This is a genomic window from Allofournierella sp. (genome assembly GCF_048388525.1).
Taxonomy (GTDB): Bacteria; Bacillota; Clostridia; order Oscillospirales; family Ruminococcaceae; genus BQOK01.
Map to the genome: position 1 here is coordinate 1 of NZ_DBGCTQ010000049.1, position 19,407 is coordinate 19,407.

At 61.7% G+C, this 19,407-nt stretch carries 17 protein-coding genes and 1 tRNA gene; 10 read left to right on the forward strand and 8 right to left on the reverse strand.

Translation table 11 applies throughout. The features are described from left to right. The 8 genes from ACMLHZ_RS05370 to ACMLHZ_RS05405 all read left to right on the forward strand — a co-directional run. A partial coding sequence (locus ACMLHZ_RS05370) for a hypothetical protein (protein ID WP_418666753.1) occupies positions 1-201 on the forward strand: 201 nt, incomplete at its 5' end. A 34-nt stretch (positions 202-235) separates the two neighbouring features. Continuing rightward, positions 236-1,012: a type III pantothenate kinase gene (locus ACMLHZ_RS05375; RefSeq protein WP_418666754.1), complete on the forward strand. Its 777-nt coding sequence runs from the start codon at positions 236-238 to the stop codon at positions 1,010-1,012. Between the two features lie 108 nt (positions 1,013-1,120). After that, complete coding sequence (locus ACMLHZ_RS05380; protein WP_418666755.1) at positions 1,121-1,771, forward strand: ECF transporter S component; 651 nt, start codon at positions 1,121-1,123, stop codon at positions 1,769-1,771. Between the two features lie 151 nt (positions 1,772-1,922). After that, positions 1,923-1,999: transfer RNA gene (locus tag ACMLHZ_RS05385), tRNA-Arg, on the forward strand. A 177-nt stretch (positions 2,000-2,176) separates the two neighbouring features. Then, the gene (locus ACMLHZ_RS05390) at positions 2,177-2,737 is read left to right on the forward strand and encodes a rhomboid family intramembrane serine protease (RefSeq protein ID WP_418666756.1); all 561 of its coding nucleotides are present in this window, start codon (positions 2,177-2,179) and stop codon (positions 2,735-2,737) included. Next, positions 2,734-3,129, forward strand: coding sequence for an MmcQ/YjbR family DNA-binding protein (locus tag ACMLHZ_RS05395; RefSeq protein WP_418666757.1), 396 nt, complete (start codon positions 2,734-2,736; stop codon positions 3,127-3,129). Before ACMLHZ_RS05390 ends, ACMLHZ_RS05395 begins: the two co-directional genes overlap by 4 nt. A gap of 270 nt (positions 3,130-3,399) precedes the next feature. Then, a complete protein-coding gene (locus ACMLHZ_RS05400; RefSeq protein WP_418666758.1) occupies positions 3,400-4,287 on the forward strand; it encodes a diguanylate cyclase domain-containing protein in 888 nt (295 codons plus the stop codon). Between the two features lie 92 nt (positions 4,288-4,379). Continuing rightward, a complete protein-coding gene (locus tag ACMLHZ_RS05405) occupies positions 4,380-4,589 on the forward strand; it encodes a YwbE family protein (RefSeq protein ID WP_418455094.1) in 210 nt (69 codons plus the stop codon). An 87-nt stretch (positions 4,590-4,676) separates the two neighbouring features. Here ACMLHZ_RS05405 and ACMLHZ_RS05410 read toward each other — a convergent pair whose 3' ends face one another. The 8 genes from ACMLHZ_RS05410 to ACMLHZ_RS05445 all read right to left on the reverse strand — a co-directional run bounded on the left by ACMLHZ_RS05410 (position 4,677) and on the right by ACMLHZ_RS05445 (position 15,388). Continuing rightward, positions 4,677-5,405, reverse strand: a complete 729-nt coding sequence (locus tag ACMLHZ_RS05410) for an amino acid ABC transporter ATP-binding protein (protein ID WP_418666882.1) — start codon at positions 5,403-5,405, stop codon at positions 4,677-4,679. Position 5,406: 1 nt separating this feature from the next. Further along, positions 5,407-6,123, reverse strand: coding sequence for an amino acid ABC transporter permease (locus ACMLHZ_RS05415; RefSeq protein WP_418666759.1), 717 nt, complete (start codon positions 6,121-6,123; stop codon positions 5,407-5,409). A 124-nt stretch (positions 6,124-6,247) separates the two neighbouring features. Then, complete coding sequence (locus ACMLHZ_RS05420) at positions 6,248-7,153, reverse strand: transporter substrate-binding domain-containing protein (RefSeq protein WP_418666760.1); 906 nt, start codon at positions 7,151-7,153, stop codon at positions 6,248-6,250. A 164-nt stretch (positions 7,154-7,317) separates the two neighbouring features. Continuing rightward, positions 7,318-8,469, reverse strand: coding sequence for an aminotransferase class I/II-fold pyridoxal phosphate-dependent enzyme (locus tag ACMLHZ_RS05425; RefSeq protein WP_418666761.1), 1,152 nt, complete (start codon positions 8,467-8,469; stop codon positions 7,318-7,320). Further along, positions 8,466-9,752 (reverse strand): nickel-dependent lactate racemase, encoded by a 1,287-nt coding sequence (gene larA / locus ACMLHZ_RS05430; protein WP_418666762.1) that lies wholly within the window; start codon positions 9,750-9,752, stop codon positions 8,466-8,468. The genes ACMLHZ_RS05425 and larA overlap by 4 nt, the downstream gene beginning before the upstream one ends. 163 nt (positions 9,753-9,915) lie before the next feature. Continuing rightward, positions 9,916-11,745 (reverse strand): ATP-binding protein, encoded by a 1,830-nt coding sequence (locus ACMLHZ_RS05435; protein ID WP_418666763.1) that lies wholly within the window; start codon positions 11,743-11,745, stop codon positions 9,916-9,918. A 12-nt stretch (positions 11,746-11,757) separates the two neighbouring features. Next, a complete protein-coding gene (locus ACMLHZ_RS05440; RefSeq protein WP_418666764.1) occupies positions 11,758-12,420 on the reverse strand; it encodes a nuclear transport factor 2 family protein in 663 nt (220 codons plus the stop codon). A gap of 79 nt (positions 12,421-12,499) precedes the next feature. Then, the gene (locus tag ACMLHZ_RS05445) at positions 12,500-15,388 is read right to left on the reverse strand and encodes a diguanylate cyclase domain-containing protein (RefSeq protein ID WP_418666765.1); all 2,889 of its coding nucleotides are present in this window, start codon (positions 15,386-15,388) and stop codon (positions 12,500-12,502) included. 242 nt (positions 15,389-15,630) lie between these two features. On the opposite strand from ACMLHZ_RS05445, the gene ACMLHZ_RS05450 reads away from it, so the two are divergent. Both ACMLHZ_RS05450 and ACMLHZ_RS05455 read left to right on the forward strand, forming a co-directional pair. Further along, positions 15,631-18,435 (forward strand): ATP-binding protein, encoded by a 2,805-nt coding sequence (locus tag ACMLHZ_RS05450; RefSeq protein WP_418666766.1) that lies wholly within the window; start codon positions 15,631-15,633, stop codon positions 18,433-18,435. A 38-nt stretch (positions 18,436-18,473) separates the two neighbouring features. Continuing rightward, positions 18,474-19,397, forward strand: coding sequence for a lysophospholipase (locus tag ACMLHZ_RS05455; RefSeq protein WP_418666767.1), 924 nt, complete (start codon positions 18,474-18,476; stop codon positions 19,395-19,397). The last annotated feature ends 10 nt before the right edge of the window (positions 19,398-19,407 follow it).

A 19,407-nucleotide genomic window follows, 5' to 3' on the forward strand; every position in this document is an offset into this window, starting at 1 on the left:
CATCAGCTCCAAAAAGGGTTCCTTTCAAGCTTCGATATTGTTCAGTTTTCAAGGTCCTGCCGCATGCCCCGCTCCGGGGCAGCTTGTTTATTATATCTCGCCATCTTCCCTTTGTCAAGCGGTTTTTTGCAATTTTTTCACCGGAACTTTTCTTATGCTTTCGACGGCCCTCTTGCAACTTGTTTTCCTGTGGTATTATAATTAAGGTATTCCATTCTGAACGGAGGGCGTCGGCATGGTTTTGGCTGTAAATATCGGCAACACTCATATCTGTATCGGCGGCTACGAAAATGGCGCGCAGGCTTTTTCGGCCAAGCTGTCTTCTGAGCCGCCCCGCACGGCGGACGAATATGCCCTGCAGCTGCGCAGCCTGCTGGCCATGCGCGGCCTGGACAGCGCTGTAATCCAGGGGGCGATCCTGGGCTCGGTCGTGCCTGCCGTTACCGGCCAAATGCTGGCCGCCCTGCGCGGGTTGGGCGCGCTGCGGGTGCTCACGGTGGGCCCCGGCCTGAAAAGCGGCCTTGCAATCCGCATCGACGATCCGGCCGAACTGGGCGCAGAACTTCTGTGCGCTGCAGTGGGCGCGCTGCGGTTGGGGCCGCCCCCTGTTGTGCTGGTATGCGCCGATACCGCCCTGTCCGTGATGGCGGTGAACGCCGCCGGCCAGCTTGTGGGCGGCGTGATTCTGCCCGGCCCGGAGGCCGCCCTGCGTTCCCTGGTGCGGGGCACTGCGCAGCTGCCCCAGGTGGACGTGCAGGCCGTCAGCGGGGAACCGTCGGTTTTGAGCACCAACACCGCCGCCTGCCTGCGGGCAGGCAGTATTTTAGGCACTGCCGCCATGCTGGACGGGCTGTTGGAGCAGTTCCAGCGGGAGCTGGGCGGCAACGCGCGGGTGGTCGCTACCGGCAGCCTGCCCCCACCTGTTCGCCGCGCCTGCCGCACCAGCATGGAATATATTGGCAGCCTCATTCTGGACGGCTTGCATGCCATCTGGCTCAAAAATCAAAAATAAACTTTTTGTGGTGTTCCGGCCTATATAATGTATATAAAGCCGTGTACATAAATTCAGGTTGCGCTGTATCCGCGCTGTAAGGCGGAACAGCAGTAAAGGAGAATTGCTATGAAAAACCGCAAAAACCTTCGCTATCTCACCCAACTCTCGGTGCTGCTTGCATTAGAACTGATCCTTGCCTACACGCCTTTGGGCTATCTGCGGGTGCTGCCGGGGTTGGAGATCAGCTTTTTAATGATCCCCGTCACCCTGGGTGCCATGCTGCTGGGGCCTGCCGCCGGCGCTGTTTTGGGCGGCGCATTCGGCCTGACCAGTTTCGGTACCTGCTTTGGTTCCAGCGCCTTTGGGGCGACCCTGCTGGCGGTGAACCCGCTGTTCACCTTTCTCACCTGTGTGCCCACCCGCATTCTGGCCGGGTGGCTGGCCGGGCTTTTATTCCGGATTCTGACGCGCCGGCGCGCCACGCAAGCCCTTGAACCAAACCCAGCGCCGCGACCGGCCCCGGGATATGCTTTTGGGGCCGCCGCGCTTGCGGGGCCCGTGTTGAACACGCTGCTGTTCACCGGAGCCCTGGTCTTGTTTTTCTATCACACCGCGTTCATACAGGGGTTTGTGACCAGCCTGGGCGCCGCGAATCCCCTGACCTTTATGGTGCTGTTTGTGGGCGTGCAGGGCCTGGTGGAGGCTGCCGTCGGCTTTGCCGTGTCGGGCCTTTTGGGCCCCGCGGTGTATGCCGCCCTGCGCCGCGGCCGAGTATAAACCCACGCCGCCAAGGCCAAATTCCCGGGGGCAGCCTTACATATATAGGGCTGATCCCGGGAGTTTTGGCTCGTTTTTTGAAAAAGGGCTTGCCGCCCGCCCGGGAATGTGGTAAAATAACCGTTGCACCCAAAGGGTGCAGATATCATGTGCGTCCGTAGCTCAGTTGGATAGAGCGTTCGGCTCCGACCCGGAAGGCCGCTGGTTCGAATCCAGTCGGGCGCACCAAAAGGGCGTCTTGTTGTTGCAACAAGACGCCCTTTTCTTTTATGACCCCGCCCAAGCCTTTTCGGTATTCTCCTTGACGGCCCGCAGCCCAAAGAATATACTAAAACCGGGCCCAATCCCCGCGCGCCCCGGCCGTGGTGCACTTTTTTGAAATTGTACGAACCGGAGAGATCTTTTATGAAAAAACTGCAATACAACTCACCTGTTATCCTGACCTTTTTCTTCGCCTCCCTGGCGGCGCTGCTGCTGGGCTTTGCCACCGGCGGCTGGACCACCCTTCATCTGTTCAGCGTCTACCGCTCGTCGCTGGCGGACCCTCTGTTCTATTTCCGGCTTGTGGGGCACATTTTGGGGCATGCCGGGTGGCAGCACTTTTTGGGCAACATGCTGCTCTTGCTGGTGGTCGGCCCGCCGCTGGAAGAAAAGTACGGCAGCCGTGCGCTGCTGGCCGGCATTGGCATTACCGCCGTGCTTTCCGGCATCCTGCAATGCGTGTTCTTTCCGGGCGCCGCGCTGCTGGGTGCTTCCGGCATTGTGTTCATGCTCGTCATGCTGGCCAGCCTTTCCGGCATGCGCGGCGGGCAGATCCCTCTCACCCTGCTGCTTGTCGCCGCACTCTACCTGGGCCAGCAGGTCTACGACATTTTATTCGTGCGCGACAATGTGGCCAATTTCATGCACATTGTGGGCGGGGCATGCGGCACCGGCTTCGGTTTTGCCGCGGCCCGGCGCCGATGAGCCGGCAGCCGGATGCGCTCATGGCCGCCCGGGCCTGGGCGCTGGCTTTTTGCTCCTCATTGGAGGGCGCATATGAAGATTACCCCTTTCACGACCCAAACTGGGCCGTGATGCGCCACAGGGCCAACCAAAAGACCTTTGCCCTTATTTTTGAGCGCCAGGGGCATATTTGGATCAACGTAAAAGCCGAGCCGCAGTGGGTCGATTTTTGGCGCAGCACTTATGCCGCGGTGCTTCCCGCCTATCACATGAACAAACAGCACTGGGTCAGCATTGTGCTGGATGGCAGCATCCCCAGAAAAACGCTCTGCCGCCTGATCGAGGAAAGCCACGCCCTTACCGCCCCCCACAGCGCCAAAAGGAACCCCCGCGCTTCTCGCCCTGCGCCGTAAGGGCACCCGCTGTTTGTGTGCGCTGAAACTTCCCTGTCTATTTATTTTTTTCAAAGCTTACACTTCTAAAGCGCAAAAAGACGTTATAATAAAGGCGGCAGAAGTTTGCGGTTTGCTGTTTGCGGTCTTTACGCGCTCGAAATCATGTTCTGCGCACCCTGTGTGCATCTCTTGTTTTCCCTTTTAAAACTCTGTTGGAAAGGTGGGCTTCTCATAGACCTTGCCAAAAGTGCCGAAGATTTTTGCCGCTTTTTGTGGCGCAGCTATCTTGTGGAACGGCGATACGATATTTTGGGCGATGTGGTGGACCCCGGGATCAGCGTGATCGGCACCGGCGCCCACGAGATCAGCCGCAATCTGCAGGAGTTCAGCGTTTCCATGGAGCGCGAGAGCGCCGAGTGGAACGGTGTGTTTACGATCAAGGACCATTGGTACCAGACTGCCTGCGTGGCCGACGACATTTACCTTGTAATGGGCGAACTGATGGCAAAGGAGGATTCGGCCGATGGCATCCTCTATGACGTGCGTTTCCGCTTCACCCTGCTCCTGAGGCGCTGTGAAGGGAGCTGGAAGGTCCTTCATGTGCACCAATCCGTACCCGACCCCAACCAGGCACAGGATGAATTCTTCCCCCACCGGATGGTGGAGCAAAACAGCCAGCAGGTCATTTATAATCTGCGGCACGACACCATGACCGGGCTGCTGAACCGGCTGTATCTCACCGAAACCATAAACCGCTACATGGCCGATCAGCCCGCCGGGCTGCTGCTCACGCTGGACGTGGACAAGTTCAAAAGCCTGAACGACAACTACGGCCACCCCTTTGGGGATAAGGTTCTGATCGCTCTGGCCCAAAGCCTTAAGTCCTGCTTTCCCACCGCCGCCCTGGGGCGCATTGGCGGCGACGAATTTGTGGTATACCTGCCGGGCGAGGTGAACCACCACGCTTTGGCTGCTGCAGTGTGCGCTTTTCAGCAGGACTGGCAGGAAAGCCAGCGTGCCGCCTGCTTTCCCCAGCCGATTACGGTGAGCATGGGGGCGGCCCGCTTTCCGCAGCACGGCTCCACCTATCGTGCCGTGTGGGAAAAGGCCGACGAAGCCCTGTATCAGGCCAAAAGCCGCGGCGGCGACCAGCTTTGCCTTTTGCCCGGGGAATAAACGCCTGCCCGCAGTCCTCTTTTTCAGGGGCGCTGCACACCAGATCTTCCCCGCGGCAGCCCAAAAGGCAGTTTTACACAGGAGGCATTTTTATGGACGGACACAACCGTGCGAACCTGAAACCCGGTATGACGGTGGACATTGTATTAAAAGCGGATCAGCGCACCGGCAGGCTGACCCGGGGGGTCGTGGCCCGGCTGCTCACCAAAAGCCCCACCCATCCCCACGGCATTAAGGTGATGCTGGAAGACGGGCAGGTGGGCCGTGTGCAGCGCATTCTGCCCACCGGGGAGGCCCATTGAACTGCCCCTCTGTTTCTTTCCGCTTTTTATCCCAAGGAAGGGCCGCCCGATGGGCGGCCCTTCCTTATTTTGCATCTCAATTTAAACTCACAGGTTCAACACCTTGGATAAAAAGTCTTTCAGGCGCACATCGTGTGGGTCCTCAAAGATCTCGTGCGAGGGGCGGTCCTCCTTGATCTGCCCCTCATCCACAAACAGCACCCGGCCGCTCACCTCGCGCGCAAAGCTCATCTCGTGGGTCACCACCACCATGGTCATGCCGCTGTCGGCAAGGTCCTTCATCACGGCCAGCACCTCACCCACCATCTCGGGGTCCAATGCGCTGGTGGGTTCGTCGAACAGCATCACGTCCGGCTCCATGGCCAGCGCCCGCACAATGGCCACCCGCTGCTTTTGCCCGCCGGACAATTCGCCCGGGTAGCTGCCGGCCTTATCGGCCAGGCCCACCCGCTCCAGCAGCTGCATGGCCTGGGCCTCGGCCGCCTGTTTCGAGAGCCCTTTGACCTTGATGGGGGCCGCCGTGATATTGCGCAGCACGGTCATATTGTTGAACAGGTTGAACTGCTGGAACACCATGCCGATCTTCTGGCGGTGCAGGTTGATGTCTGTTTTTTTGTCGCAGATATCCACCCCTTCAAAAAAGATATGCCCGCCGGTGGGCTGCTCCAGCAGGTTCAAGCAGCGCAAAAAGGTGGATTTTCCGCTGCCCGAGGGGCCGATCACCGCCACCACCTCCCCCTTGGAGATGGTCACGTTGATGTTCTGCAGCACCTTGGTCTTGCCAAAGTTCTTTACAAGCTCCTGTACGGTGATCAGTTCATTTGCTGGCATTGGACATCCTCCTCTCGGCAAAGGCGATCAGGCGCGAGGTGGTAAAGGTCATCGCAAAATAGATGATTGCGGCAATGGCCAGCGGTTCAAGCTGTATGTAGGTGATGGCCATGACCCCGTTGGTGCGGTACATCAGGTCCGCGATGCCTATAATGGACACAATGCTCGATTCCTTGATGACCGTGACGAACTCGTTGCCCAGGGCGGGCAGGATATTTTTGATGGCCTGGGGCAGCACCACCATCTGCATGGCCTGCCCCTGCCGGAAGCCCAGGCTGCGGGCGGCCTCGGTCTGGCCGTAGTCCACCGCCTGGATGCCGCTGCGCACGATCTCGGCCACATAGGCCGCCGAGTTGATGCTCATGGCAAACACGCCCGCCGCAAACCGGTCGAAGTTGGGGATGAAGCTCACCTCCGGGAACGAGATGCCCAGCATGGGCAAACCGTAGAAAAGGAACATGAGCTGGATCATGAGCGGGGTGCCGCGGATGAACTCGATGTAGGCGTTGGCGAACCACCGGGTGGGTTTGAAGCGCCCCATCTTCATGACCGCCAGCAGGGTGCCCAGCAGCGCGCCGAACAGCACGGTGAAAAAGGCGATGATCAGGGTGTTGCGCACCCCCTCGCCGAAAAAGCCGTTGTATTTTGTAAAGATTTTGCCCATACGGGTGAAAAAGTAAATAAAGCCCTCGAAAAAGTTCATAGCGTTCCTCACTCACATTCGTTCGGCTTAAAAGCACAGCGCATCCCTGCGCCGGCAGGCGGCACAGGGATGGCCGGTCAATTCTGTTGCTGCCCCAAAGGGCTGCCGAAAAAGGGGGACTGGGTCAGATGCCCAGGGTTTTGGCCTGCGCCACAGCCTCTTCGTAAGCCGCTTCAAAGGAGCCGTCCGCCACCACCTGGGTGATCACCGCGTTCACCAGCTCTTTCAGGTCGTCGGTTCCCTGCTTCAGCACAGCGGCCTTGCCAAAGTTGGCCTCTTCCTTGCTGAACTCAAAGTTGGCCACCACAATGCCCTCGTTGTTGGCTACCAGGCCCTCGCCCACGGCGCCGTCCACCACCAGGCCGTCGATCTTGCCGCCCGCAACTTCCAGGGCCAGGGCGGGCCATTTATCCAGCTCAAACAGGGTGCAGTCGGGCAGGGCGCTCTCGATCAGCTTGCTCTGCACGGTGCCGCGCTGGGCGCCCAGGGTTTTGCCCTTCAGGGCTTCCTTGCTGGTGTACACATCCTCGTTGCCCTTCTGCACGATCAGCAGCTGCTGGTCCTTCTGGTACACCTCAGAAAAGTCGATCTCCTTGGCGCGCTCCTCGTCCACGGTAAACGCGGCGATGCCCAGGTCCACCTGGTTGCTCTTGACCGCGGGGATAATGCCGTCGAACGCCATATCCATTACTTCCAGCTGCACGCCCAGGGCGGCGGCAATCTGCTGGGCCAGCCAGATATCGCAGCCGGCAAACTCGGCGTTGGCATCCAGAAATTCAAAGGGCGCGTATTGGGCCTCGGTGCCCAGCACCAGCTTGCCCTTGGCCTTGATGGCGTCGATGGTGGCGCCGGTGTAGGCCGAGTAGTCCACCGCCGCGGTGGAATCGGGGGCCGAAGCCGCCTGGGACGCGGGCGCAGACGCCGGCTGGCTTGCGGGGGCGGAAGCCGGGGTGCTGCTGGGGGCGCCGCCGCAGGCGGCCAGGCTCAGTGCCAAAACGGCGCTCATCATTGCTGCAAGAAACTTTTTCATGATGTAAATCCCTCCATTGGTGAAGCGCCTCTCTGTGCGCCTCCTGTGTGTATGATTATACATCATTGATGCATATTTGCAAGTGTTTTTGAAAATTTATTCATAAAAAATGCAATTCTTTACGTTTTGACTAAAATCTTCGGCTCCGGGGCGCGCGCACATTGTCAGAATGCCAGGGCTTCGATGCGGTCGAACGCCTCTTTTAGCCGGTCCAGCCCCGTGGTGCAGGCGATCCGCACATATCCTTCCCCCGCCGCGCCAAAGGCCACGCCGGGCACCATGGCCACATGCGCTTCGCGCACCAGCCGCTGGCAGAACGCGATGGAGTCCATGCCGGTCTTTTGTATATTCATGAATAAATAAAAGGTACCCTGGGGCGGGCGCACCGAAAACGCCGGCATGGCGTTGATGCGCTGCGCTGCGTAAAACACCCGCTCTTTATAGGCCGCGGTGTACTGGTCGCCAATTTCGCTGCGCAGCCGCAGCGCATGCAGTGCCGCCCGCTGCGACACCGAGGGCGCCGAGTACACCAGGTTTTCGTTCACCCGCTTCATGGCAGCCACAATGGGCGGCTCGGCGATGATATGCCCAATGCGCCAGCCGGTCATCAGATAATTTTTTGAAAAGCTGTTCAGGGTGACCGTGCGCTTTGCCATGCCCGGCAGCGCCCGCAGGGGCAAAAAGCCGGTTTCATACATGTAGTCCGTATAAATTTCGTCGGCCAAAACCACCAGATCGTGCATCTTGGCCGCGGCCGCGATGGCCTTGTAGGTATCCATATCGCAGGCCGCGCCCGTGGGGTTGCAGGGGTTGTTCAGGATCAGGGCTTTGGTGCGCGGGGTGATGGCCGCCTCCAGCCGCGCGGGGTCGATTCCAAAGCCGTCGGCCTCAAAGGTGGGCACCTCCACCGCTGTTCCCCCGGCAAGCTCCACCTGTTCTTTATAGGGGGAAAAATAGGGCGAGAAAAGAATCACCTCGTCGCCCGGGTCAAGCAGGGTCAGAAGTGCCAGGGCCATACCAAAACAGCTGGAAGCCGTAACGAACACCTGCTCTTTTTCCAATGGCATGTGATATTCAGCGGCATAGAACTGCCGGATCGCCCCGATCAGCTCCGGGTCGCCCTGGGGGTCGGTATAGTGGGTATGGCCGGCCTTTGCATCCGCCATGGCGGCCCTGATGATCCGCTCATCCGTGGTAAAATCCGTGTCGCCGATGGAAAGGTCGATCATGTCCGGGTAGTTGTTTTTTTCGGCGGCGGCGCTGGCCATCACACTGGGGCCGGCCGCCGCAAACCGCTTTGCAACAAAATCTCTCATGCCTTTTCGCCCTCCTTCTGCACCCGCGGAATCACGGTGGACCCGTTGGGGATCACATAAATCAGCTTGTCCGCAAGATCCAGCTCGGCCAGCAGGGCCGCAGGGTCGCGGAACGCCCGGATTCCCATGGGCGCCACCAGCGCGGGATCCACGCCGGTGAGCATTACAATATTATAACGCCGCGCCTGCTCGCAGTTCAGGTAAAAAATGTAGCCGGGGATGGTAAAGTTCTCCCGCAAAGCCGGATCCAGCCTGCCCTCCCGCAGCGGTTTGCACCAGTCAAAATATTCCGCAGGTCCCCCGCCCTCGCGGCATTCGGCCACCAGCACCAGGGTGCCCCCGGGTTTCAGGCCGCTCTCCACATTGTCGATGGTTTTGGTACCCTGGTAGAGCGACATATCCTTGGGGTAGCCACCGCAGCTCGCCACGATCACGTCCGCCTTTTCGGCAATGGGTACCCGGTACATCTCGTCGGCTGCGCGGCAGCCTGCCAGCCAGGCGTCCATCCAGTGGCCCGCATAGATGCGCGCCAGGTGCATGTCGGCGTTCATGACCAGGTTCACGGTATACAGCTGCTCCACCATGGCGGCGGCCTCGCACATATCCTCGTGCAGGGGGTTGCCCGCCAGCACCGCGTTGCCGATGGCCGGGTTCGAGCGGGGGGCCAGCGGGTCCAGCGAGAGAAGGTGGTTTTGCTGAATGGTGTGCAGCGAGGCGACGCCCGGCAAAATGCTTTTGCGCCCGCCGCCAAAGCCTGCCATCACATGGTGGGCGCAGGCGCCCAGGGCCACCACCTTGCGGCCCACCGCCAGGGGGTGTACCTCCACCCTGGTGCCCCGGCTGGTGGTGCCGATGTTCACAAGGTCCGGGGCCAGGCAATCATGGTTGACCACCTGAATTTGTTCGTAGACCCCGTCCGTGACCAGGGTGCGCAGCTCGGCCTCGCTGCCGCCGATGTGGGTGCCGTTCGCCACGAGGATGGCCAGGTTCTTTTCCTGCACCCCGCACTCCCCGGTGATATAGCGTACCAAATGGGGAATCACCAGATCCTGCCGCATCCAAAAGCGGCTCATATCGCTCACGATCAGGGTCACCTTATCGCCCGGGGCAAGCCAGCTGCGCAGGGGCGCCTGCCCTATGGGGGCATCCAGCGCAGCATAGACCGCCGCCGCCATCTCCCGGATCGGCTCCTCGGCGTGGCCGGTGAGCACCTGCAGCCTGTCGGTTTCAGGCAGGGCCAGGTCCACCCCGCCCTCACCGTATTTAAAATGGAACTGTTTCATAAAAAAGCCTCCTGCGGCCCAAACGCCTTGCCGGCCTGCCGCTTTGGTTCCTATCATACCATATCCCTGCAAAAAATGGCAGTGCAAGTTTATACAAATTTTTGCATAAACTTCCACGCTGCTTTTCTCCGATGCAAAAAAGGGCCGCTGCTGCGGCCCTTTTTTAAAGGTACCGGTGCAGCTCACTCAACACCCCGGCAATATCCAGCGGTTTTACAAGATAGCCGGTCATGCCCGCCTGATAGGCCAGGATCCTGTCCTCCCGGAAGGCATTTGCGGTCATTGCCACGATGGGCACCTGCCCTGCGGGGCCCCCGAGCGCACGGATGGCCCGCGTGGCCTCCAGGCCGTCCATCTCGGGCATGCGGATGTCCATCAGAACCGCAAGATACCGGCCCGGCTCCGCCGCCTGCACCATATCCGCGGCCTGGCGCCCATTTTCCGCCACGTCCACCCGCAGGCCATGCGCTTCCAACAGCGCCTGGGCGATCTCCCGGTTCAGGGCGTTGTCCTCGGCCACCAGCACCCGCTTGCCGCTGAGCTCCTGCCCCGCGGCGGGCCGGGCGGCCGGCAACGGGGCGGTGGCCGGCGGCGGGGCGGCGGCCGCTTCCACCCCCAGCGGCAGAGTAAAGACAAAGCAGCTGCCCATGCCCTTTTCGCTCTCCACCTCCAGCGTGCCGCCCATAAGCTGCACCAAATTGTACACGATGGAAAGCCCCAGCCCGCTGCCCACATTGTTGCGCGCACCGTCCGGCCTTTCCTGCTCAAACGGCAGGAACAGCTTTTGCTTGAATTCGGGCGACATCCCCACCCCGGTATCGTCCACCGCAAAGCGCAGATATGCCAGATTCCCGGCGCGCCGCTGCTCACCCACCTCCAGCACCACCCGGCCGCCCCCCGGCGTGAATTTCAGCGCGTTGGACAGCAGGTTCAGCAGCACCTGTTTCAGGCGCAGCGCGTCCCCCACATAGCGCCCCTGCAGCGTGCCGGTGCGGCGCACAGAAAAATCCAGCCCCTGCTGGCGCGCCTGCGGCGTGATGATCGAGAGCAGCTCGCTGAAAAACGGTTCAAACTCAAACGGCTCGCGCACCGGTGTCAGCTTGCCGCTCTCGATCTTGCTCATATCCAAAATATCGCTGATCAGGCCCAATAAAAAGCGCCCTGCCGTGTCGATCTTGCCAAAGCAGTCGCTCACCCGCGCCGCGTCGGCCACATTCAGCTGGCCCAGCGCGCTCATGCCAAGGATGGCATTCAGCGGGGTGCGGATGTCGTGGCTCATGCGGGAGAGGAAGTCGCTTTTTGCCCTGTTTGCGGCGTTTGCGGCGGCGAGCGCATCCCGCAGAAGCTGCTCCTGCCTGGCCTTTTCGGCGCGCTGCGCGTCCAGCAGCTTTACCAGCCCGATGGCCAGCACATGGTCGCTCACCGGGTCCTCCACATGAATGATCTGCACCGAGAGCCAGTGGTATTGGTCGTCCACCCCCTTTTGCTGTATTTCAAAGTACACCTCCTGTTCGCCCGCGGCAAAGCGCTGCAGCAGCTTCCCCCGGGAAAATTTGTCGGCAAATTCCTCCCTGCAGGTGGGGCAGACCTTGGGAAGGGTCTTTTGGACCAGCTCGTCAAAGCTGCCTGTGCGCTGCTCCAAAAAGCACTCCTGTTCCTCCAAAAAGCAGTTATAGGAATCGCCGGTCAAATCCAGCGTCATGATCATGGGGTATGCGGTACAGATCGCGGCGCGCAGTGCCCGGTTTTCGATCAGCCGTTCCCGTTCCTGCGCCAACTGCAGGTCATGCAGCTCCGTGGTGTCCGTATAGATCGCCTGCACCACATCCTGGCCGTCGGCGTTCACCAGCCGTTCCATCACCACGCTGAGCCAGATGGGCGAACCGTCCCGCTTGTGGGCGGGGCGGGCATAGGCAAGGGTGCCGCCGCCCTGGCGCAGCGCATGGATGCGGCGCGCCACGCCGTCTTTTTCGCAGCATTCCACCAGCTGCATGGGGCTGAGCACCTACGCGCGGTACTCGGCTTCGCTGGCGTAGCCATACAGCTGCCAGCCGGTGCGGTTGATATTCACCAGCCGCAGCTCCCCTTCCGGCTCAAACTGCACCACGCCGCAGGGCAGCGAATTGTACAGCTGCTCCAAAAAGCGGGCCTGCCGCTGCAGCTCCTGTGTGGCCTGCTCGATTTTGATATCCTGCTGCGCCAGAGCGGCCTGAAGGTTCTGATACGCCTCTTCCATGGCCTGCACCGGGTACAATTCGCCCTGCTGCAGTTGGGAATAGTCGATGGAATTGTGGATATGCGCCGCTTTCAGCTCGCCCTGTTCCCGGCGGAACACAAAGGTACAGCGCTGGTGGACCCGGAAAAACACCTTGTCCTCCCGCTTTATATGCACGGTGCTTTCGCTCTGGCACAAATAGCACCCCGGCGCAAGCTCCCGGCTCACGTAGCGTTCGTCGCTCATCTCGCCGGGCACAAGCTCGCTTTTGCCCGCGCGAAAGGCGGCGGCCACCGCCTCGGCGCCCTCGGCGCGCTGGTCCGCGCCGCCGCCCATCCACACAATGTCGGGCGAAAAGATCGAGATGAGCAGCTCCACATCCGCATCGCAAAAATAGCTCGTGAGAACGCGGCGCGCCAGCGCCTCCACCTCCTGCCGCACTTTTTCGGTCATGGCGATCCCCTCCTTTTCCGGTCAGCTCTGTTTATAAGGGCCGGTATTCCGGCCGGCGAACGGCCGGCAATCCATCCCTTTAAAGCGGTTCCATGCCCTGCAGGACGGAATCGATGCGGGTCCCCGCGGCCAGCCTCTCGCCGCTCATGGAAGCCGGGTCGTAGATGGTGTAACAATCCTTTCCGTTTGCTTTGGTGGCGTACAGCGCCTGGTCGGCCCGCCGGAACAGGGTTTCATAGTCCTGCCCGTGCGCAGGGAACAGCGCCGCCCCCACACTGCACGAGAGTGCGCCCTTTTCGGGGTCCCTGCGGGAGATGCCCCGCACCCCCTCCAAAAAGGTTTCCAGCCGGCTCGCCACCAGCTGCGGCTGGCCGGCCCCCGCCATATAGACCAAAAACTCGTCGCCGCCGATGCGGCTCACCACATCGCCCGCGCGGAATTGGCGGCGCAGCTCGGCCGCGATCCCCTGCAGCACCCCATCGCCGAACATGTGGCCGTAGCGGTCGTTGATCTGCTTGAAATCGTCGATATCCATCACCAGCAGCGCGCCGTCTCCGCCCTCCTGCTGGGCCAACAGCTGTTCGATGCGCCGGCGCCCCGCGCCGCGGTTATAGGCCCCGGTCAGCCCGTCGCGCTCGGCCTGTTCCTTCAGCGCCAGGGCGGCGCGCCGCTCCTTGTCCACGTCGGTCAGCACCCCCACGGCCCTCACCGCATTTCCCAGATCGTCGAACTGGGTGGTGACCCGGCCGCGGTACCAGCGGTAGCGGCCGGCCGCGTCCGCCAGGCGCAGCTCACACTCGCCGTAGGGCATGCCCGCGGCGACCTTTTTCATCAGTCGCAGCACCTTTGGCATGTCCTCAGGGTGAAGATGCGAAGCGCCTGTCACCCGGCGCCCAAACTCCTCGCTGATGGGCTTGTAACCAAATTTTTCTTCCCAGTTTTCCGGCCACTCCACCTGGTCGGCCGGGATATTCCACTCAAAGATCACGTCGTCGGTCTGTTCCAGAATGATGCGGTGCCGCGCGATCGTGCGGCGCAGTTCCTCCTCGGCCTGCCGGGTGCGGGTTACATCGATCATCGCCCCCACCAGCGTCTCGCCGCCGTCCGCTCCCACGCTCAGCCAGCTCTTTTCCAGCAGCCACACAAGCCTGCCGTCCTTGGCCTGTACCCTGTATTCCAGCTCCACCAAGTCGCCCTGCTCCAATTGAAGTGCGGTCTCGCGCACCACCTCATCCCTATCTGCCGGGTAGATCAGTTCCAGATAATGATTGTGGAACCGCTCGCTGAGTTCCCGCTCGGTGTAGCCCAGCAGCTCCCGCAGCTCCCGGCTCATCTGCACCAGGGTGAACTGCCGGTCGTTGCGGCATTGCTGCACCCCGCCCAGCAGGCGCGCCAGCGCCCACTGTTCCCGCTCCTGCGCGTTCGCCCCCGCCGGTGCCCTGTACGGAAGGCCGGCCGGGTCCTGCCAGATCAAGAGCAGGTTTTGGCGGCGCGGGTTGCCCGGGTCCACCCGAAGAAGGGTGAACCGCCGGCGCACCCAGGTATGCCTCGCGCGGTCCAGCACCCGATAGGTCCGGGTGACGCGCGGCACCCCCTCGTCGATAAAGCGCTGCATCCGGCCTCCCATAAGTTCCAGCGCGGCGCCCTGGTCATCCGGGTGGACTGCCGCCTGTACAAAGGCGCGCAGAGCCTCCTCAAAATTACCGCCGTTTTTCAGCGGCTCAAAATCGTTGCTGGCCAGATATACCACATGGTACGCCCTGGTGGCGAGATCCGCCTCCATCACCGTGGCGCCCAGGTAGCGCAGCAGCGCAAAATATTTAAACTGGCCCATCTGCGCCGTATCCTGTGTGGGCGGCGCGGGCAGTGCGCCCGCCTCGCCCAGATCCAGCGCCCCCTCGCCGGCCTGTGCGTCGTCTGCATAGCGGAGAGCCAAGGCGGCGAACTGCCCCCGCACCTGTTTGAAGCTCTCCAGCAGGCGGGGCGAAAACTGCCCGCACTCGCCGTTCAGGATCATCTGGAACGCCTCCCCGGGCGGGATGGCCTGCTTATAGACCCGGTCTGTGGTAAGGGCGTCGTAGCAGTCCGCCACACCCACCGCCTGCGCCTCCAGCGGGATGGCGTCGCCCCGAAGCCCGTCCGGGTACCCGGCGCCGTTCCAGCGCTCGTGATGCGAGCGGCAGATATTGTAAGCGCAGCGCAGGTAATCCCGGTCGGTGGCTTTTTCAAGCGCCGCCAGCATTTCGCAGCCCTTTATGGTGTGGGCTTTCATCTGTTCGTACTCCGCCGGGGTCAGAGGGCCGGGTTTGTTCAAAATGGCGTCGGGAATGGCGACCTTTCCGATGTCGTGCATCGCCGCCGCGCTGCAGATCACCTGGATGCGCGCCTCGTCCAGCCCATACTCCGGGCAGGTGCGGGCAAGGTCCTCCAGCAGCACACGGGTGAACATGCGGATGCGCTGCACATGGCGGCCGGTCTCGGCGCTGCGGTATTCGATGATCGACGAGAGCGCGTCCACCGTGGCCTCGTTGGCCACCCGCAGCTGGGCGGCCTGCCGGTCGATCAGCTGCTGCTGGTGGTTTTTGTGCCGGTACAGCTCCAAAAGATTCTGCACCCGCCGCCGCACCACATAGGGCGCAAAAGGTTTACCCACCAGGTCTGCCGCCCCCAGATCAAAGGCCCTCATCTCGCTTTCCCGCGAAGAGTCGGCCGTGATCACCACCACCGGCATCTCGTTCAAAAAGCCCTTGCCGCGCAGTTGGGCAAGAACCGAAAAACCGTCTGTGCCGGGCATAACGAGGTCCAGCAGCACCGCGGCGATGCTGGCGCGATACTGATTTGCCAGCAGCAGCGCCTGGTCACCCCCGGCCGCTTCCAGCAGGTTATAGTCTTTTTCGAACACCCCGCGCAGGATGGCCCGATTGATCTCCATATCATCCACGATCAGGATCGTGTCGCGTTCTTGCAAGCCGCTTCACCCCTTTTGGCAGTCAAACCGATTCTATTTTATCATACCATTCCGTCCCCTCGGCCGGGTAGCCTTTTTTCCGTTTTTCTTTGCTGTTTTTGGCGTTTGTTCCCCCTTCCTTTCCCCCGCGCGCCGTTTCCCGCAAAAGGGCGCTTGTTCTTCGGCACCGTTTTTATTATAATGGTGGTATGGTTTTGCCGCTGGAACAGCACTGGGCGCAGTACGCACAAAAGGAGTTTTACATGAAACCGAACTTTCTTCACCGCGTTTGCTGCGCCGCAGCAGGCATGGCCGCTGTGCTTTGCCTTGCGCTGCCCTGCGCCCCGCGCGCGCACGCCGAAGCGCCGGCGCGGGTCATGCGGGTCCCCCTGACCCCCACCCCCGGCTTTTCGCAGGTGCAGCCGGACGGCACACGCACCGGCCTGATCCTGGACTATCTCACCGAGATCGCAAAATACACCGGCTGGGAATACGAATATGTGGACGTTTCGGCCGAAGATATCACGTCGCGCTTTTTGGACGGCGAGTTTGATCTGATGGGCGGTACCTTTTACGCCCCAGGGTTCGAGCAGTATTTTGCCTACCCGGATTACAGCACCGGATCCAGCTACGCCACCCTGCTGGCGCGGGCGGACGACGAGCGGGTCCACGGCTACGACCCGCGCGAGCTGAACGGAATGACCATTGGTGTGTACAAAAACGCCTCCGAAAAGATCCGCCGCCTGGAGGAATTTTTGCGCATGAACGGGCTGGAGTGCCCCCTGCGCTTTTACACCCAGGAAGATATGGATGCGGCCGGAACGCTTTACGCACAGCTGGAAAGGGGCGAGGTGGACCTGCTGCTGGGCAACCTGCAGGAAACGGGAGACTTCCGGATCGCGGCCACCTTTGAGGCCCAGCCCCATTACATCGTGGCACAGCCCGGGGATCAGGACGCGCTGGACGGGCTGAACATGGCCCTGCAAAACATTCTGAGCTCGGATCCTTCTTTTGCCCAGGAACGGTACGCCGCCAACTTTCCCAGCGAGGTGAAGGCGACTTTGAACCTTACAGAGGCCGAGCGGGCCTATGTGGCCGCCAAGGGCACCGTGACCGTGGCGGTGGTGGAGCACTGGCATCCCCTGTTCTGCCTGGGCGGCAGCGAACCGCACAACGGCGCGGTGCCGGACATGCTGGACCAGGTGGCTGCTTTCAGCGGCCTGGAGTTCCGGTATGTTTATGCCGACACCTATATGGGCGCCATCCAGCTGGTACGGAACGGCGAGGCGGACATGCTGGGCAGCTTTTTGGGCGAGGACGCGCTGGCCGAGACCAATGGGCTTGCGCTCTCGCGGGCCTATGCCGCCGTGAACTCCATCGTGGTAAAAAACAAATCGGTAAATTACCCCTCTCCGGGCCTTGTGTGCGCAGCGCTGGAAGGCCGCCGGCCTTCCAGCGGGATCAGCGCGGGCGAGGTGGTGTATTATTCCACCCTGTCCGAGGGTCTGGCCGCGGTGAACCGGGGGGAAGCCGACTTTGTATATGGTCTTGCCGCCTCGCTGGAGCGGGAGCTCCAGTCCCGGCATTACCCGAATCTGGTGCCGGTGAGCCTGGTGAACGACCGCAGCAATCTGCATTTCGCGCTGGGCCGCCCTGTGCCGGCGGAGCTGCTCACCATTTTGAACAAATCGATCAGCAGCCTCTCCGCCGAACAGCGCAGCGCGATCCTGGACAAAAACCTGATCTCCAGCGGCACGGTCAACGTCACCCTTACCGACCTTGTGTACTCCGACCCGGTCATGTTTGTGGGGGTGGCCGCGCTGCTGCTGGTGCTTACGGCGGCCGTGGTGGTTCTGATCGCCCGCAACCGGATCCATGCGGCGGAAATGCGCGCCGAGCTGGAACAGGCCGAGGCCGAGAGCAAGGCCAAGGGCGAGTTTCTCTCCCGCATGAGCCACGAGATCCGCACCCCCATGAACGCGGTGGTGGGGCTGACCGATCTGACCTCCATGATGGAGGGCGTGCCCGAAGCCGTGCAGGCGAACCTCGGCAAGATCCGCTCCTCTTCCCACTATCTTTTGGGGCTGATCAACGACATCCTGGATATGAGCCGCATCGACAGCGGCATGCTTACGATCGGCAGCGAGCCGTTTTCGCTGGGAGAGCTGCTGCAAGATCTGGAAAGCATGATGCACGGCGAGGCCGAGCGGCGGAGTATTGCCTTCCGGCTGGACACCCGGATCCAGCACGATGGGCTCTGCGGCGACGCCATCCGCCTGCGGCAGGTGCTCACCAATCTGCTCTCGAATGCCTTCAAGTTCACCCCGGCCGGCGGGCACGTGGAGCTGCAGGTCACCGAGACAGGCTTTGACGTGAAGGGCGCAGCTTTTCTGTTTTGTGTGACCGACGACGGGGTGGGCGTGGCGCCCGGGGACCAGGAGCGCATTTTCGGCTCTTTTGAACAACTGGGCAGTAACTTTTCCCGCAGCCAGGGCACCGGGCTGGGGCTGCCCATCAGCCGCAGCATCGTGCGGCTGATGGGGGGCGAACTGGCGCTGGAAAGCGCGCCCGGCAAGGGCAGCAGGTTCCACTTCGCGCTGACCCTTCCCCTGGCCGAGGCGCGCAAGGCGCCCCCGCCCGCCTCGGCCGACCTGCTGCGCGGCGCCCGCCTTTTGCTTGCGGAGGACAACGACCTGAACGCAGAGATCGCCATCGAGCTGCTGGCGCTCAAGGGCGCATTGGTGACCCGCGCCGAAAACGGCAGGCAAGCGGTGGATCTGTTCGCCGCCAGTGAGCCGGGGGAATACGGGGCGGTGCTGATGGACATCCAAATGCCCGAACTGAACGGTCTGGACGCGGCCCGCGCCATCCGCGCGCTGCCCCGCCCCGACGCGCCGGCCGTGCCCATCATTGCCATGACGGCCAACTCGTTCCGCGAGGATACCCAGGCCGCCGCCGCCGCGGGCATGACCGGGTTTATTCCAAAGCCGGTGGACGCAAGCTACTTGTACAGCGTGCTGTGCGGCGCCTTGGGCCGCACACAGGCGGAAGATCAAACAAAAGCATAGGGGTCCCGCCGCGGCGGGGCCCGGAAAGGCGGTAAGAAATGCAGGTAAACAAAAAAGATTGGCGGCGGCCCGCCGCAAGCGGCCAGGGCGAGATCTTCTCCCGGCTTTGGGCGCCCGAAGCGCCCAAAGCCGTGCTCATGATCGCCCACGGAATGGCCGAGCACAGCGCCCGATACGATGAGTTCGCCACCTGGCTGGCCGGGCAGGGCTGGGCAGTGTGCATGAACGACCATGCGGGCCATGGCCGCTCGGCCATCGTAAAAGGCCATTTTGCAGACGAAAACGGCTGGGAATATGTGCTGGGGGATCTGCACGCCCTGCTGGGCGAGGTGAGCGCCATGTATCCGGGCCTGCCCCTGTTTTTGATGGGGCACAGCATGGGCTCGTTTTTGGCCCGCTCTTATGTGGCGCGCTGGGGCGAAAGCCTTACAGCGGCCATTTTCTGCGGCACCATGGGCGAAAACCCTGCTCTGGGCTTTGCCCGGCTGCTGGCAAATCTGCAGATCAAGTTCAGGGGCCCCAAAAGCCCGGGCAGGCTGATCGACAAGCTCTCCACCGGCAGCTACTATAAAAAGATCAAAAACCCGGTGAACAAATCCGCCTGGCTCTCCACCGACGAAGCCAACTGTGTGGCCTACGAGGCCGACCCGGACTGCGGCTTTGTTTTTACCGCCGCCGGTTACCGGGATTTGTTTGCCGGCCTTACCGAAGTAAACGGCCCCGCCTGGCCCGGCCGTGTGCCCAAGGACCTGCCCATCTTTGTGGTGGCGGGCGATGAAGACCCGGTGGGGAATTACGGCAAGGGCCCCACCCAGGTTGCGGAAAAGCTGCGCGCCGCCGGTGTGCGGGACGTGACCTTGAAGCTGTATCCGGGCAAACGCCATGAGCTGCTGAACGAAACCAACAAGGCCGAGGTCTATGCCGATCTGCTGGACTGGCTGGATGCAAAGCTGCCTGGCTGACCTTTTTATA